The sequence below is a fragment of the Corynebacterium sp. MSK008 genome, assembly GCF_030232585.1.
Taxonomy (GTDB): Bacteria; Actinomycetota; Actinomycetes; order Mycobacteriales; family Mycobacteriaceae; genus Corynebacterium.
Genome location: NZ_JASPJX010000007.1, coordinates 21,905 through 37,531 on the forward strand (window position 1 = coordinate 21,905; position 15,627 = coordinate 37,531).

The window sequence follows — 15,627 nt, forward strand, 5'->3', positions numbered from 1 at the left end:
AATTACACTCATCTGCGACCACCAATTTTAGGGAGTGAACACCGATGGCATTTTGGCCGTTTGGCAAGAAAAAGAAGAAGCAACAGGAAAACCCCGTCGAGTCTTCGCCGCTCGAGCCGAAGCAGGAGCAGTCCACCGATGAAGCCCCCGCAGTTGAAACTCAGGTGACGCCGCAGGCCGAGGCGGTTGGGGAGGCTGCGCCCGTCGAGAAGCAAGAAACCGCTCCCGCGGCCGCGCCTGTTGCTACTGCCGCTGCTGGTGTGGAGGCGTTGACGGACTACGACCCGGTTGGCGGCTCGACCGGCCCGTTCGACGGTGACAACGTGGATATCGAAGACTTCGACTTCTCGGACTTTTCCAACGTCACCCTGAACCTCGGTTCCATCCGCATCCCGCTGCCGAAGGAATCTCAGGTCCAGGTGGAGATGGGGGAGCAAGGCCCGAAGATGGTCCACGTGGTCACTCGCCACGGCCGCATCACCCCGGTTGCATTCGCTGCGCCACGCACCGGCGGCCTCTGGGAGGAATCTTCGGAGGAGATCATTGAGGGGATGCGCTCCGAAGGCATGCCGGTGGAGATTCAGCAGGGCCCGTGGGGCCAGGAGATCGTGGGCACCGGAACGAACGGTGTGATCCGCATCATCGGCGTAGAAGGCCCGCGCTGGCTCTACCGCGTCACTCTGGCAGCGCCGACCGGGTCTGAAGAACAACTCGCCGAGATCGGCCGCGAGACCATCGCGCGCTCCTTTGTCTACCGCGGCGAGGATCCGATCCTTGCCGGCAATTCCCTGCAGGTCGTTTTGCCGGCGCAGTTGGCGCAGCAAGTGCAGGCCGCCGCGGAGGCGAAAGCGCGCCAGGGTCAGGCTGCCGAGCAGGCACCGGCACAGGGCAACCCTAATGCGCTAAGCGATGCTTTAAAGCAGATCATCGCCCAGAACGCGGAGAACCAGAAACAGCTGCAGGAACTGCGCGAGCGTCGCGCTGCAGGCGGCAGCACGAAGGCAGGCGGCGACGCACCGTCTGCTACCGAGTAGGTGGCGGAGTTTCAGGACGGCACCGGCGCGCCCGCCCTTGCGGCCGGCGAGCAGGTGCGTTTGCATGTCCGGGCCATGGCGCACGGCGGCGAGGGTATCGCCGACGCGCCCGACGGCCGCGTGGTGTTTGTCCGTGATGCCGTCCCGGGAGACGTCGTGGAAGCGACGCTGACCAAGGTGAAGAAGCGTTGGGCCCGCGCGGAGACAACCGCTGTGCGCGAGCCGTCGCCGCACCGCGTCGATCCCACTTGCCCCGCGGCTGCCGCGGGTGCGGGGTGCTGCGACTATTCCCATATCGCTGCGGGTGCGCAACTGGAGTTCAAGCGCGATGTGCTGCTTGGGCAACTGGGGGCGCTTTCCTCCCGATCCGGGGTGCTGGACAGCTTCGAACTCAATTCTGTGGAGGCGGTCCAGCTCCAACCGGTGACCGGGTGGCGCACCCGTGTCAGGCTGGGGGTGGACCGTCAGGGTAATGCAGGTATGCGGCGGGCACGTTCCACCGACGTCGTCGCGGGGGTGCGGTGCACCCAGCCTGTGCCGGGCTTGCTCGACGGCATTGTGGGTGAGGGTGCGGAAACGTTCACTCCCGGAGCCGAGCTCGTCGTCGCGGTAGATGCAGAGGGCACCCGCCACGTGGTGGAGACCCAGGCCGCACAACGCGGCCGTCGTGTCGAGCGCGTCGAGCGGGTGCTCGAGGGGCCGGGAGAGCTGGTCGAGCGAGTGCGCGGGTTCGACTTCGTCTTCCCGCCCACTGCGTTTTGGCAGGCGCACCTGCGTGCCCCCGAGGCGTATTCCGATGTGATTGCCCAGTGGGGCGCGGGGGACTACACCAAACGCGTAGGGTGGGACCTCTACGGCGGTGTCGGTGCGTTTGTGCCAGCGATGAGCGAGGCGCTCGGCGGTGGCCGCATCGAGTCGGTGGATTACTCTAGCGCCGCAACCTCTCGTCGCCAGCAGGTCGCAGACGCGTGCGATGTGCGCGTGCACCACGGCGACGCGGCGGCGGTGGTGGGCGAGCTGGAGCGACCGGGATTGGTTGTGCTGGACCCGCCGCGTGCAGGCGCTGGGGCGGACGTAGTCCGTGCGATTGCACTAGCTGTGCCGGAGCGCATCATCCACGTCGGCTGCGACCCGGCAACCTTCGCGCGTGACTTGGCGGGCTTCGGCGAGCACGGTTATGCGGTCAAGCAGATGAAGCTTATCGACGCGTTTCCGAACACCCACCACTTCGAAGTGATCGCGGTGCTTGAGTCGGGTGCGCAGGACGAATCTTCGTCTAAAAGCCAGCGTGTAAACTAGCGTGAACGACACGGCAGCTGCGCCCACTCCGGGCGCGCCCGATACGGCGAAGGAGTACGACAGGACTGTGGCACTGCTCGAGCATATTGCGACGCCAGCGGATGTCCGCAAGCTTTCTCCTGCACAGCTCGAAGACCTGGCGGATGAGATCCGCGAGATGCTGATCCAGAAAGTCTCCGCCACCGGCGGTCACCTCGGCCCCAACTTGGGTGTGGTGGAGATGACGATCGCGCTGCACTACATCTTCGACTCGCCGAACGACCCGATTATTTGGGACACGTCCCACCAGTCGTACGTGCATAAGATCCTCACCGGCCGCGGTGGGCAGTTTGACACGCTGCGCAAGAAGGGCGGCCTTTCCGGCTACACGGCGCGCGCAGAATCGGAGCACGATTGGACCGAATCCTCGCACGCGAGCGCGTCACTTTCCTACGCGGACGGACTTGCTAAGGCCAAGGCGCTGACGGGCCGAGACGAAGACAACGTTGTCGCCGTTGTGGGCGACGGGGCGTTAACGGGCGGCATGTGCTGGGAGGCGCTCAACAACATTGCGGCGGCAAACCGCAACGTCGTGATTGTGGTCAACGACAACGGCCGGTCCTATTCGCCCACTATCGGCGGGTTCGCCAACAACTTGACCAAGCTGCGGGACCAGCTCGCGGCGCTTCGCATGCAGCCGGCGTACGACGAAGTGATGGAGTCCGGTAAGAAGACGCTGAAGTCCATGGGGTGGGTGGGCGAGCGCACCTTTGACGCGCTGCATGCGCTCAAAGAGGGCGTGAAGTACCAGGTGTTGCCCACCGAAATGTTCCCCGAGCTGGGTATGAAGTACGTCGGCCCGGTTGAGGGACACGACATTAAGAGCCTGCTCAACGCGTTCAAGTACGCCAAGCGCTACGACGGCCCGCTGATTGTGCACGTGGTCACTGAAAAGGGCCACGGGTTTGCCCCGGCTGTGAACAACGTGGCAGATCAGATGCATTCGACCGGTGTGATTGACCCGGTCACCGGAGAGTCGCTTGCTGCGTCTGAGCCGGGATGGACCTCCGTGTTCACAGAGGAGCTGTTGCGCGCCGGCCACGAGCGTGACGACATCGTGGCGATCACCGCGGCGATGGCCGGGCCGACCGGGTTGCAGCCCTTTGCGGAGCAGTTTCCGGACCGATTCTTCGATGTCGGCATTGCGGAGCAGCACGCGGTCGCTTCCGCCTCCGGCATGGCGCTGGGCGGCCTGCACCCGGTTGTCGCGGTGTACTCGACGTTTTTAAACCGGGCGTTTGACCAGCTGCTGATGGACGTATCGTTGATCGACCAGCCTGTGACGTTGGTGCTCGACCGCGCGGGCGTGACCGGTTCGGACGGCGCCAGCCACAACGGCGTGTGGGATATGGCCATTGCCTCCATCGTGCCGGGTATCCGCATCGCAGCCCCGCGTGACGCGGCGCGTCTGCGGGAGGAGTTCTCCGAGGCTATCGCGGTCGGTGACGGGCCGACAGTCGTCCGTTTCCCAAAGGGCGCGGTCGGCGCCGATATTGACGCGTTGGAGCGGCTTGCCGGCGGCACTGACGTGCTGGCGCGCCCCGAAGGTGAGGGCTCCGAGGACGACATTGACGTGCTGATCGTCGCAGTCGGTGCGTTTGCAAGGTACGGCCTCGAAGTCGCCGAAGCGGTGCGTGCCGACGGCATCCGAGCCACCGTGGTAGATCCGCGCTGGATCATCCCTATCTCATCGGACGTGCTGGAGTTGGCCGCAGAAGCTGACCTGGTGGTGGTGTACGAAGACGGTGTGGTCCGCGGTGGTGTGGGCTCTGCCGTTGCCGAAGCGCTTGCCGCTGCGGAAGTGGACACACCGGTACGTCAGCTCGCGTTCCCGGACATCTTCCCGCTGCACGCGTCGCGCGGCGAGATCCTGAAGGAGTACGGTCTCGACCCAGTCTCCGCTGCCGGGCAAGTACGCGAATGGGCGGCGAGCCTCGCCGACCCTGAAGCCTAGAAACGCGCTACAACAGTTCGAGCATCTCTGCGTGAGCAGCTGCCACGAGAGGTGCCGTGATTTCAACCTGCCAGGGTCGGGCGCCCGCCTTCTCCAGTGCCGTTGCTGCCTGGTGCGTGTCCCACGCCGGGCCGTTGTCGGGGGCGTTCCACACCGTTTCTCGCAGTATCGCCGGTGTGAGCAAGATATCGGGCCGAATGTCTAGGTCTTCTGCGCTGGCGGCGATGTCTTCGCGGCACAGCTGCAGCATCTGCCACGATTCGGGGTAGTGCCGCTCCCACCCAGACTTTGATGGTGTGCTGGTGGAGCGCGGGTCGCGGCGCCGCGGCCACGTCGCCGGGTCTGCTGCCAGTGCGCGTTCCACCACGCCAAGCCAGCGTCGTACATCCCGCGAGGGCATGCCCTTACCTCCGACGGCACGTGTCAGTCCGTGAGGGGAGTCCGGTTCAGTGAGCGCGATATCCAAAAGGGCCCTGTTCGGCAACAGGCGTCCTGGGGCGATGTCGCGCTGTTCGCTGATCTCTTCGCGAGCGTGCCAGAGCTCACGCGCAACTTGGAGCCCGGATTGGTCTCGCAGTGCCGACAACCCCTTCATATCCCGCCAGGACTTTTCCGGGCGCGGTGCCATCGAGTACACGGCGATCAGGTGCGAGAACTCCTCGAATGCCCAACGTAGCTTTCCTTGAGAGTCGAGGACCTCGGTGAGTGCCTCCGCCAGCTCGGTGAGGTATTCCACATCCAGCGCAGCGTAGTCCTGCCAGGACTCGGGTAGCGGGGTGCGCGACCAGTCCTCGTGGCCGTGCCCCTTCTCCAGCTCCACGCCGACGAAGCGCTCCACCATGGCGGCGAGGTTCGGGCGGCCGTAGCCGACCATCCGGGAAGCCAACTCGGTGTCGAAAAGAACCCCCGGGTGCAATCCAAGCAACGCCAGGCTGCGCAGGTCTTCGCTGGCTGCGTGAATGATCCACTCTTGGCCGCCCAGTACAGGGGCAAAGATCTCGCGGACCTCCTCGCGGTGCCCCTCAGGTGCGATGAGGAACGTTCCCGCGCCGCGGCGCTGCACTTGCACCAGAAACGCGCGATCACCGTACCGGAACGAGGAGGCGCGTTCAGTGTCCACAGCAAACGGGCCGCGGCCGTGCGCGAGCGCGCCCGCCGCTTCACGGAAGGCGGCGGGCGTGTCTACAAGGCGGTAGTCCAGCCGGGCATTCATGGAAACAAGAGTCTAGCGCGAGCCGAGCTGGGTCACACCCTCCGGCGGCAAACCTGCCACGTGGGCAAGGACTTTAGAGAATGCTTCGACATGGTGCTGCAGGTCGGTGCCTTCTGCGGTCCAGGACGCGCGCATCTCCAGCTGGTAGGCGCGCGGCGGACCGCCGATCTCGCCGAAACGCACCGAAGCGGTGGAGGTGACGGTGCCGCCGAGGTTGGTGTGGCTCGCGCCGGTTTCAGCCAGCGATTCGTTGAGCCATTGCCAGGCCACGTCCGGCAGCAGCGGGTCCGAGGCCACCGCGTCGTCCATGTCGGCCTGGATGTAGGCGACCAGACGCATGGTGCCTTCCCACGCCTCCTCGGCGGCAGGAGAGTGCAGCAGGATAAGGCGTCCGAAGGCGTCGCCTTCAGAGTCGACCGGGACGTTCTCCTCGTCCGCGTGCGCTACCTCGAGCCCTACGGCGTGACTGAACGGTGCGGGGCGCTGCGGCGGGCGGATGGTGCCCAGGGTGATTTCGGGGCGCAGGCGCGCCGCGTGCATGGATTCGACAGCCGCGCTGAATTCTGCGGGCCAGGAATCGCTGTTGCCGTGGTCGTCCCTGTTGTCGCCCGCGCCTCCGGCGGACATGGGGGAGGTGGTGTCCGGTTTCATCACAGGGTCAAACGTATCCAGCAACCGGCGCCGTTGGGGGAGGCGCGCCGTGAGTGTCGCAAGCGGGGGCGTAGAATGTTTTCCGACTTTTGTTTGATCTGCCGTTCGGCAGGAAAGGGGCAAAATCCATGGCCAAGCTCGACTTTGACAAACTCAACGCCACGCAGCGCTTTCTGCAGTTCGCGGTCTTCCGTGCAGTCCCCGGGGTGCTTGGCACCGAGCGCAGCCAGCTTATCGACGAAGCTCGCGCCTTTTTCTCCAACCTCGAGCAGGAAGGCGTGGTCACGGTCCGCGGCATTTACGACAACACCGGTATCCGGGCCGATGCCGACTTCATGATCTGGTGGCACGCCGAAGAGTTCGAGCACCTGCAGAAGGCCCTCGCGGACTTTCGCCGCGACACCGAGTTCGGCCAGAAAGTGGAACTGAGCTGGATCGGCAACGGGCTGCACCGTCCCGCCGAGTTCAACAAGTCGCACCTGCCCAGCTTCATCATGGGCGAGGAGCCGGGCGACTGGATTACGGTCTATCCGTTCGTGCGCTCGTATGACTGGTACGTGATGGATCCGCAGGAGCGCCGCCGCATCCTTGCGGAGCACGGCATGGCGGCCCGCGACTTCGCGGATGTGCGCGCGAACACCGTCGAGGCGTTCACGCTCGGCGACTACGAGTGGATGCTGGCCTTCGAGGCGCCCACGCTCGAGCGCATCGAGGCGTTGATGAAGACCATGCGCTACACCGAGGCCCGCCTGCACGTGCGCGAGGAGATCCCGTTCCAGACGGGCCGCCGCGTGGGCGACATCGGCGAGATCGTTTCGGTGCTGCCCTAAGCGTCGGGGCACCGAAGGTGGCGTCGTCAAGCGACTGCTTTGACGACGCCCTTTTTATGCTTCGTCGAACGTCAGCGAAATAGAGTTGATGCAGTAACGCAGGTCGGTGGGGGTGTTGAAACCCTCGCCCGCGAATACGTGGCCTAGGTGGGAGTGGCAGTTCGCGCACAACACTTCGGTGCGCACCATTCCGAGCGAGGTGTCCTCTCGCTCGATGATCGCGTCGCCCGCCAGCGGGGAGAAGAACGACGGCCAGCCGCAGTGGGCGTCGAATTTCTCAGTGGAGCGGAACAGCTCAGCGCCGCACGCGCGGCAACGGTAGACACCCTCGGTGGTGGTGTTGGTGTACTCGCCGACGCCTGGGGGCTCCGTGCCTGCTTCCCGCAGGACGTGGAACTCCTCCGGGCTGAGTTTCTCGCGCCACTGCGCGTCGGTGAAGTCCTTGAAGTTCGTCATCGCCCAATCCTTTCTGCCGGAGCGAGCAAGGTTTGCCTAAACAATACCCACGTAGCGCACGCGACAATAAACACGGCCCACCCGGCTGTGGGCAAAAACGTGTTGAGCCAGCTGCCGGTCAAAGGATGTAACGGGCTGGACCAGCTCAAGGGGGACAGGCACAGCGCGGCGCCGAGCCAAGCGGGCCAGCCGCGCAAGGGGCTATCCGGGTGGAACACCGTAAACAGGGCGGGAAACAGCATCATGGAGTAGTACGCCTGGCCCAGCGAGGACAACAGGCACACCCCGGCGAGCAACACACCGGAGCTCACGGCGAGATACAGCAGCTCCTGGCTGTGTTGCACGCGCGCAAGACCGAGCACCGCCCCCGCGACGGCGGCGGCCAGAAGCACGAACAGTGTGGCGTGGGCCCATCCGGGCATGCCGAAGTAGACGGCAAATCCGGACAAGGAGGAGTTGGCGTAGTCGCGCGTGACCTTCAGATACGGCACCACCACGTCGAGGTAGTCGCGGGCGCCGGGTGTTAGCGGCCACGCGATGAGATTCATCACCACTGGGACACCGATAGCGCCGAGTACGGGGCGCCAGCGCAGCTGCAGCAGCGGCAGCGCCAGCAGCGGGGCGAACATCGGCTTGACCAGAATGGCCAACCCCAGCACCACGCCAGCGGCAATATCGCGGCGGGAAAGCAGCAGCGCGATAAATGCCACTAGCACCAGCAGGAGTATGCCGTTGATGTTGGAAAACACCAGCGTGTTGGTCACTGCCTCGGTGCTAAAAGCCAGCGCTACGGCCACAGGAAACGTCGGCCCGGCAAGCGGGCGGCCTACAAGGCTGGTCAGCCACGCCAAAGCGCCGATGATGCACGCCGCGTTGACTGCGATGAACACCGGGCGGGCCACGTCGATGTCGGCAATGAGCCCCATCGGCGACAGCAGCAGGGTCGCGCCCGGGTTGTACAGGTAGTGCGGGTTAACGTGGCTGTACACCTCGTTGTACACGGGGACACGTTCCACAAAGCGGCGCGCCGCGGACCACACCGTGGTGAAGTCGTCCGTTACCGAGCCCGCGCGCGCGAGGACGAACAGCCGGTGCACGACCAGAAGCACCGCGACAGGCCAGGCGGCACCGGCAATCGCCGGCGCGACGGATGCGCGCTGGTGGCCCGGCTGGGCCTGTACTGCGGTCGAACCCGTGCTTCGTGGCGGTGGTGTAGCAATCACGCGCCTAACCGTACCTGCCGGGGTGCGGCTAGCCGTCGCGCACGCTCCGATAGCGCAGGAAGAGCATCGAGTCGCACGTGGCGTGCGCGGCCTCAAGCTCGAAGGCGCGGTCTGAAGGCGTGTCCGCTTCAGCGAACAGGCGTAGTTCAGACGGCTGCACCGCACGCGGGCTGACGGTGTAGTGGAACACATCCACTTCGCCTGCGCCGATGAGCTGGGCGTTCAAGCTCGGCCCGCCTTCGCACACGATGCGGGCCAACCCGCGCTCGTGGAGCGCAGCCACGACCGCCGACACGTGTTGGCCCTCCACTGGCACGATCACGCCGCCCGCCTGCTCGATGTTTCGCGCGCGTGCAAAGACGTCCTTGTCGCCCAAGACGTCCTCGGGCACCGCGAACAACGGCGGGGTGCGCGTGTCCGTGAACAGCTGCGTTGCAGTGTCGAAATTCAGGCTCCTGGTCATGACGACAATCGGCGGCACTTCAGCTTGCCCGCGTGCGTGCCGCGTCTCGCGCTGCTGTTGGGTAGTGCGCACCCCGAAGTAGTTCTCCTTGCGTGCGGTCTCGGCGCCGACGAGCACCGCATCCGACCAGATGCGCAGAGCGTTGAGCAGCGCGAAATCGGTGTCGTTGCCTAAACCGGAAGAGGTGCCGTCACTCGCGGCAGCTCCTGTCAGCGCCGCAATGCCCATGAGGCGAGTCTCCCGCTGTCCGGGAGGCTTCACCGGTCCGATGAGAAGTTCCGGATCAAGGGTGTGAGGCCGCTCGTTCATTACACTTGCTTCCAGTCTGTTGAAGGGGATGTTGTGCAACCTACCGGAAACCGTTTTGACCTCGACGCGGCAGCCGCCGCTGCCAGGAAGGGCTGGATTGCGGACTCGGAAACTACCGAGTTTTACACGCTCCTGTTCGACCGCTCGGACAAGCACGAGTGGAAGGACAACCTCGCTGAAGCCGCGCGGGCGGCGTTTGCGCCGACCGCGGAAACGGCAACTGAGATGGTCTGGTTCGAGCCCTTCCTGAACATGGTCACCGACGTCTGTTGGCAGGCCCGGGAGCGAGGGCTCGGCGCGCATGAGCCGAAGCGCGTACGCCGCCACGGCAGCGTGGAACAACCGCGCCTGCTGTATCTGGCAACCGCGCTGATTGAGCTGCAGCTGTACCGGTTCGACTTCAACTACGACGGCATTTTTGAAGTGCTCAGCCGCGCCGACGACGCCCCACTGCAAGTCGGCCCCTACGACCTCAACGGCATCTACCTCACGTTCGCGCAACTCAGCGCTGGTAAGCGGATCGTGCCGTCGGAGCTGTTTTCCTCCATCGGCCTAGACCCAGAAAGTCCGACGAACCTCTCGCGGCACCTGGACCGTGTACCCGTGAAGCTGCGCCACCTTTTGCTGCACGGCTTGTGGCTGTTTCCGTTCCGCTTCTACGGGGTAGAGATGCTGATTCTGGCGGAGTCTCTGGTCAAGTCGGACCCTAAAGACGGCAACGCGTACTACCGGATGGGGGAGGCCTACCGCAGAATCGCCGCGGCAACGCAGTGGGATTTCGAAACTGGGCCGTCCGCCACCCACGCGTACGAATTGGAGCAGACACTCAGCGCCGACCCGACGCTGCTGGAAGACCAGAACTACTGCTACCGGCGCGCCGTGGAATCTCTGGACATGGCAATCCGGGTACTGGACCCGCAACAGCTTGCCCGCCACGAGGAGTACAAGAACTACCGGATGCTGGTCTCCACCGAGTGGCAGGTGCAAACAGCCATCCGCAGTGCCGTCGAGAGGCAGGTAGCTTCCGTGGACGAGAAGGTGCAGGCGTTGTCCCGCCAGCTCGAGTCAGAGTCGAATCAGCTCGTGTGGAAATCCGTGGAGGTGCTGTCGCTGTTCGCTGCCCTGATGGGGTTGTTGATCACCAACATCAGTGTGCTGGGCATCGATGGCATCTCCACCCTCGAGCGCGTCGGACTCATCGGTTTGATGGCGCTCATCATGGTCGGCTTCTTCCTCTTGGTGCGCAACACCGTATTCCGGGTGCGCGAAGGCCGGGAGGGACCCAAGGAGGTCCGCACGAAACCCCAGAAGTTCTCGCTGCGACGCCCACGAAAGACAGCCGTGCTCCAAGAGCGGATCAGCGAGCTTGAGCGCGACATCGAGCGGATGAGAAACACCAACTATCAGCTGGCACCATTTTTGGACAGCGCCTCCGGCGAGCAACGACGCACCGGTGCGCAGCTTCACGACGGCTACCGCGAAAGGACACCGTAGCTATGCACGACATCACTGGGGCAGCGCTCGAATACGTTGCAGACGATAAGGAACTGACGAAGGGGCCCTACGACATCGCCGACGCCGGCGAAGCGGCCGCCGCGATCGACCACTACCTTCGCGCACGCGTCACCGCCGCCGTCGTCCGCAGCGCCGGGCGACCCGTGCTCCAACTCTCCGGCGGCATCGATTCCATCTTGCTGGCCACCTACGTGGCCGAGGTCGCGCCGGGCGCGTTGGCCGTGACCTACAGCCAGCATGCGGAGGACCCGGAGGTGGGCAGGGCGGCAGCCGTCGCAAAGCAATGCGGTCTCGAGCACGTGATTGTTCGCCCCACCGACGAAGACTTCGAGCGGCTTCTCGCGCGGGTCGTGCGGGCCCTCGAGTTCCCGGAACCGTGGGAGATCTCGGCGGGTTGTGTGCTGGAAGCTATCGACGGTGCGTCGCACGAGCACGGCGCCGAAGGCGTACTGCTTTCCGGAGCCGGGGCCGACGCGCTGTTCATGGGCGGGCACACGGTGGTTCCCGCGGCGGGGGAGAGCCTCGTTGAGGCGTGGGATGCGACGCTGCGGGCAAACGTAGCCAAAAACTTCAAGCGCGAGCGTTTTGTGCCGGACTTTTACGAGCGGCTTATGGACGATCCCGAGCGGCACGTGCAGATCTGGCAGACCCACGCGGCTGTTGAGCTGGCCCAGCGTATCCACCCGTCGCTGGTGCAGCCCGACGACAGTGGCCACGACAAGTACATCTTCCGCAAGCTCGCGGTGGACCGGGGAGTCCCGGCGAAGGTGGCGTTCGCGCCGAAGAACCCGATGCAGGTCTCCTCCGGGCTCGTTGGAGCCATTGTGGACGCTGCCCGCCGCCAGCTTGCGCGCGACTTCGGGCAGCGCACGTACTCGTCGCCGTTGGAAGAGCCGCTGGAATTCACCGTCGCCCGGCTGTACCTGCAACGCCTGGAGGCAGGGGAGAGAGAATAGCAAAAAGGGCCCACCGGGAAGGCGGGCCCCTTTTTGTTGCGTGGAGCGGATGACGAGACTCGAACTCGCGACCCTCACCTTGGCAAGGTGATGCGCTACCAACTGCGCTACATCCGCATTGCTATTCAGTTACCGAGGGGATAAACCCTCTGTGCGCGATACTGGGATCGAACCAGTGACCCCTACCGTGTCGAGGTAGTGCTCTACCGCTGAGCTAATCGCGCAAGGCTATTGCAGCTTGGAGGTGGATACGGGAATCGAACCCGTGTACACGGTTTTGCAGACCGTTGCCTAACCACTCGACCAATCCACCGTGGAGTTACCTCCGAAGTATTCGGCTTTAAACTCCGAAGTACTTGGAGCGGATGACGAGACTCGAACTCGCGACCCTCACCTTGGCAAGGTGATGCGCTACCAACTGCGCTACATCCGCATTGCTATTCAGTTACCGAGGGGATAAACCCTCTGTGCGCGATACTGGGATCGAACCAGTGACCCCTACCGTGTCGAGGTAGTGCTCTACCGCTGAGCTAATCGCGCCCACGTTCCTTGGAGGAACTGGAGCGGATGACGAGACTCGAACTCGCGACCCTCACCTTGGCAAGGTGATGCGCTACCAACTGCGCTACATCCGCATGCGTTCCACGCTGTCCGCGTTGAACGCGAGAACAAACCTTATCCGCATACCGCCCGCTGTTACAAATCGCCATGTCACAGCTATTTTGAGGCGGCTTTGCGCGAATCACATGGGTGCAATTTGTCCCGCGACACATTCACTTCTCGACGTCGCGCGGTCGGACGCGCCCATTATCCGCGATGACCAGCCGATTCGGTACTTTCGGTTTTGGTGTGTAATCTCATTCCTCGTTCGGTCCTATGGCTCAGTGGAAGAGCGTTCCGTTCACACCGGAAAGGTCGCTGGTTCGATCCCAGCTAGGACCACAGGGAAAGCCCCAGGTTGGAAACGGCCTGGGGCGTTTTGCGTTTGCCCGCTAAACGCTGATATCGGCATTTGTAGGTTCGGCCCTTGGAAAAGCCTAGCTCGCGTCTCGGCCCCGGGGGTAAACGCCGATATCGGCGTTTAGGCTGCGTTGCCCGGTTCATAGTTTTGGGGCGGGTGTGACGGGAACTAACGTGGGTTTGGATACGACTAGTGCTCTTAGCGCCAGTCGGCGCGTTGGTTTTATTTGAGGAGGCACCATGCTCAGCCCGGCAACATTCACACGAGGTGGAGCGGTCGCAGCCGCAGCGGCCACTGCGGCGTTGGTTGCGGCAGCTCCGGCTTACGCTCACGATTCCGTGATTGGCTCGGACCCGGAGGACAAGGGCGTGGTCAGCGATTTCCCTGAAGCGGTCACCCTGGAGTTTTCCGGGGAGATCCAGGACGGCTTCAATACCGTGGCGCTCTCTCGCGATGCCAACGGCCAGTCCGAGGTGGTCTACTCCGGCGAGCCCGAGATCGACGGCCGGTTTGTCACCCTCGACCTGCCGGCAGACCTGGATGCGCAGCCGGGCGACTACAAGGTCGGTTTCCAGATCGTGTCCTCCGACGGTCACTCAACGAAGGGGATGACCTCGTTCAGCTTCAACCCGTCCGGCGAGACGACCGCGGATGCGAGCAAAGACCCGGTCGTCGACGCGGCCGACGGCATGAGCACCACCATGAAGGTGCTGCTCGCTCTCGCCGGCGTGCTTGTTATCGCAGGTGCAGGCGTTGGTGCCCTCGCGAAGAGCCGCCGGATCTCTGAAACCGACACTGATAGGGACAAGTAGGACAACACCAATGAACAAGCGAATTGTTACCGGCCTTGCAGCTGCAGCTTTGATACTGGCCGGTTGCTCCGACGAACCGAACGACGCAGCACAGCAGCAGTCGGCCTACAACGAGGCCACCTCGGAGGTGGGTGCCACAGCCGACGACCTGGGCAACGACGCGGTGACGCTGGAGCAGGGCGCCGTCCGCGCGAAGGCGGCGAAGGATGCGGCCGACGGCAGCGATATGACTGCCATCTTCGGCACGCTGCACAACAACTCCGACAAGGACATTTCGGTGGTTGGCTTCACTACCTCGCTCGGCGAGGCGAGCTACCAGATCCACGAAGTCGTGGACGGGGTGATGCGCCAAAAGGACGGCGGCTTTACCATCCCCGCGGGTGGTACCCATGAGCTGGCCCCGGGCGGCGATCACTTCATGGTGATGGGCTACGCGCCGGCCATCGAGGCAGGCGACACCATCGACCTGACCCTGCTGCTCGAAGGCGGAAGCACCGTAACCGTGCCCGATGTTGCCGTGCGCACCATGCTTCCCGGCGACGAAAGCTACGGCGATATCGCCGAGCACGGCGGCCACGACGGCCACAAGCACTAAGGAGGAAAAATCATGCCGGGTGTGAGCCGGCGGGGGTTTTTGGCGGGGACGGCTGGTGTGGCCGGGGTGGCGTCGTCAGGCATGCTGCTGGCGGCGTGCGATAACGAGCCGAGCAACTCCGAGCCGAACACTGAACCATTGACGGAGGCGTCCGTCGCCTTCGACGGTGCCCACCAGGCTGGCATCCAGACGCCGACGCAGGCGTCGCTCAACCTGGCCGGGTTCAACCTCAGGGACGGGGTGGACGCTGCGGGCGTCGTCAGGCTGATGCGCCTGTGGACGGAAGACGCCCGCGAGCTGACCGCCGGGCGCAACCCGCTGTCCAGCCTGGAGCCGGAGATGACGCAGTGGCCCGCCAACCTCACCGTCACCTGCGGATTCGGCGAGCGCATCTTCGATATCGCGGCGCCGGATCAAAAGCCGGCGTGGCTGCACGACATCCCTGCGATGCCGCGCGAGCAGCTGCAGCCGGAGTGGGGCCAGACCGATCTGGTGCTGCAGATTTGTTCGGACGACCCGGTGATGAGCGCCTGGGCGCTGCGCCACATGACGCGCGCCGGCATGGATTACGTGGAGACCGCGTGGCTGCAGCAGGGGTTCATGAACGCGTTCGGCTCCATCCCCAAAGGGCAGACGCCGCGCAACCTCTTCGGCCAGGTGGACGGCACCGTCAACCCGCGCTCGGACGAGGACTACGCCGAGCAGGTGTTCGCAGACGACGGCTCGTCGTCGCTTGTGGTGCGCCGCATCGCGATGGACCTCGACGATTGGGAGCGGCTGGACCGCACCTCACGCGAGGTGGCGGTGGGGCGAAAGCTTTCCGACGGCGCCCCGCTGACCGGCGAGGACGAGTTCGATACGCCGGACATGGAGGCGTTGGACGAGTACGGGCTGCCCGTGATCGACAAGAACTCCCACATGGCGCGCGCCATGCCGCCCGCGGACCACCCAGAGCAGAAGTTTTTGCGCAGGCCGTACAACTACTCGCTGCCGCCGGCGCCCGGCGAGCTGTCCGACGCGGGCCTGGTCTTCTTGGCCTACCAAAAGGACCCGGATGTCCAGTTCACTCCTGTGCTGCAACGGCTTTTGGAGGTGGACCGCCTCAACGAATGGACCACGCACATCGGGTCAGCGGTGTACTGGATCCCGCCGGGCACACGTAAGCCCGGTGGTGAGGCAAGTGGCGACGCGTACTGGGGCGAAACAGTACTTTCGGGGTCCCGGGGGTAGAATCCCTGGCGTCCGGCGCGCCACCTGCGCCGTCGGGAGAGAACGTAGAAGATGGGCGGCGTCCAGGTATGACGCAGCCCAGTGACG

General features: G+C 64.5%; 14 protein-coding genes and 7 tRNA genes. 10 read left to right on the forward strand and 11 right to left on the reverse strand.

Going from position 1 to position 15,627, the window contains the following annotated elements; all coding sequences use genetic code 11:
• Positions 1 to 44 precede the first annotated feature (44 nt).
• The 3 genes from QP996_RS06995 (at position 45) to dxs (ending at position 4,326) form a co-directional block, all read left to right on the forward strand.
• Positions 45 to 1,034 carry a DUF3710 domain-containing protein gene (locus tag QP996_RS06995; protein WP_284871912.1) on the forward strand — a complete coding sequence of 330 codons (990 nt, stop codon included), beginning with the start codon at positions 45 to 47 and terminating at the stop codon, positions 1,032 to 1,034.
• Positions 1,035 to 2,333, forward strand: a complete 1,299-nt coding sequence (locus QP996_RS07000; RefSeq protein ID WP_284871913.1) for a class I SAM-dependent RNA methyltransferase — start codon at positions 1,035 to 1,037, stop codon at positions 2,331 to 2,333.
• A gap of 67 nt (positions 2,334 to 2,400) precedes the next feature.
• Positions 2,401 to 4,326, forward strand: a complete 1,926-nt coding sequence (dxs, locus tag QP996_RS07005) for a 1-deoxy-D-xylulose-5-phosphate synthase (protein ID WP_284872036.1) — start codon at positions 2,401 to 2,403, stop codon at positions 4,324 to 4,326.
• Positions 4,327 to 4,333: 7 nt separating this feature from the next.
• Here the strand turns inward: dxs and QP996_RS07010 are convergent, their stop codons facing one another.
• Positions 4,334 to 5,539, reverse strand: a complete 1,206-nt coding sequence (locus QP996_RS07010) for an HRDC domain-containing protein (protein WP_284871915.1) — start codon at positions 5,537 to 5,539, stop codon at positions 4,334 to 4,336.
• A gap of 12 nt (positions 5,540 to 5,551) precedes the next feature.
• Positions 5,552 to 6,166, reverse strand: a complete 615-nt coding sequence (locus QP996_RS07015; protein WP_284872037.1) for a DUF3000 domain-containing protein — start codon at positions 6,164 to 6,166, stop codon at positions 5,552 to 5,554.
• Between the two features lie 152 nt (positions 6,167 to 6,318).
• Here QP996_RS07015 and hemQ point away from each other — a divergent pair, with 152 nt between their 5' ends.
• Positions 6,319 to 7,020, forward strand: coding sequence for a hydrogen peroxide-dependent heme synthase (hemQ, locus tag QP996_RS07020; protein ID WP_284871917.1), 702 nt, complete (start codon positions 6,319 to 6,321; stop codon positions 7,018 to 7,020).
• A gap of 54 nt (positions 7,021 to 7,074) precedes the next feature.
• Here hemQ and msrB read toward each other — a convergent pair whose 3' ends face one another.
• Genes msrB through QP996_RS07035 form a run of 3 tightly spaced genes read right to left on the reverse strand, consistent with a single transcriptional unit; the run spans position 7,075 to position 9,471 of the window.
• Positions 7,075 to 7,476 (reverse strand): peptide-methionine (R)-S-oxide reductase MsrB, encoded by a 402-nt coding sequence (msrB, locus tag QP996_RS07025; RefSeq protein ID WP_284871919.1) that lies wholly within the window; start codon positions 7,474 to 7,476, stop codon positions 7,075 to 7,077.
• A complete protein-coding gene (locus QP996_RS07030; RefSeq protein ID WP_284871920.1) occupies positions 7,473 to 8,699 on the reverse strand; it encodes a glycosyltransferase family 87 protein in 1,227 nt (408 codons plus the stop codon). The genes msrB and QP996_RS07030 overlap by 4 nt, the downstream gene beginning before the upstream one ends.
• A gap of 28 nt (positions 8,700 to 8,727) precedes the next feature.
• Complete coding sequence (locus QP996_RS07035) at positions 8,728 to 9,471, reverse strand: pyrimidine reductase family protein (protein WP_284871921.1); 744 nt, start codon at positions 9,469 to 9,471, stop codon at positions 8,728 to 8,730.
• A gap of 33 nt (positions 9,472 to 9,504) precedes the next feature.
• Between QP996_RS07035 and QP996_RS07040 the strand changes: the two genes are divergently transcribed.
• A complete protein-coding gene (locus QP996_RS07040; protein WP_284871922.1) occupies positions 9,505 to 10,965 on the forward strand; it encodes a hypothetical protein in 1,461 nt (486 codons plus the stop codon).
• Positions 10,966 to 10,967: 2 nt separating this feature from the next.
• On the forward strand, positions 10,968 to 11,942 hold the full coding sequence (locus QP996_RS07045) for an asparagine synthase C-terminal domain-containing protein (protein WP_284871923.1): 975 nt from the start codon (positions 10,968 to 10,970) through the stop codon (positions 11,940 to 11,942).
• 41 nt (positions 11,943 to 11,983) lie between these two features.
• On the opposite strand, the gene QP996_RS07050 is transcribed toward QP996_RS07045, so the two are convergent.
• The 6 genes from QP996_RS07050 to QP996_RS07075 all read right to left on the reverse strand — a co-directional run bounded on the left by QP996_RS07050 (position 11,984) and on the right by QP996_RS07075 (position 12,577).
• Positions 11,984 to 12,059: transfer RNA gene (locus QP996_RS07050), tRNA-Gly, on the reverse strand.
• 35 nt (positions 12,060 to 12,094) lie between these two features.
• Positions 12,095 to 12,166: transfer RNA gene (locus QP996_RS07055), tRNA-Val, on the reverse strand.
• Positions 12,167 to 12,181: 15 nt separating this feature from the next.
• Positions 12,182 to 12,255: transfer RNA gene (locus QP996_RS07060), tRNA-Cys, on the reverse strand.
• Positions 12,256 to 12,299: 44 nt separating this feature from the next.
• Positions 12,300 to 12,375 (reverse strand) — tRNA-Gly (locus tag QP996_RS07065).
• Positions 12,376 to 12,410: 35 nt separating this feature from the next.
• Positions 12,411 to 12,482 (reverse strand) — tRNA-Val (locus QP996_RS07070).
• Positions 12,483 to 12,501: 19 nt separating this feature from the next.
• A tRNA-Gly gene (locus QP996_RS07075) sits at positions 12,502 to 12,577 on the reverse strand.
• Between the two features lie 235 nt (positions 12,578 to 12,812).
• Here QP996_RS07075 and QP996_RS07080 point away from each other — a divergent pair.
• From QP996_RS07080 to QP996_RS07095, 4 genes are all read left to right on the forward strand, one after another.
• Positions 12,813 to 12,884, forward strand: a tRNA-Val gene (locus QP996_RS07080).
• 357 nt (positions 12,885 to 13,241) lie between these two features.
• Positions 13,242 to 13,715, forward strand: coding sequence for a copper resistance CopC family protein (locus QP996_RS07085; protein ID WP_284871924.1), 474 nt, complete (start codon positions 13,242 to 13,244; stop codon positions 13,713 to 13,715).
• Between the two features lie 10 nt (positions 13,716 to 13,725).
• Positions 13,726 to 14,310 carry a copper chaperone PCu(A)C gene (locus QP996_RS07090; protein WP_284871925.1) on the forward strand — a complete coding sequence of 195 codons (585 nt, stop codon included), beginning with the start codon at positions 13,726 to 13,728 and terminating at the stop codon, positions 14,308 to 14,310.
• A 12-nt stretch (positions 14,311 to 14,322) separates the two neighbouring features.
• A complete protein-coding gene (locus tag QP996_RS07095) occupies positions 14,323 to 15,540 on the forward strand; it encodes a Dyp-type peroxidase (protein ID WP_284871926.1) in 1,218 nt (405 codons plus the stop codon).
• Positions 15,541 to 15,627: the final 87 nt, after the last annotated feature.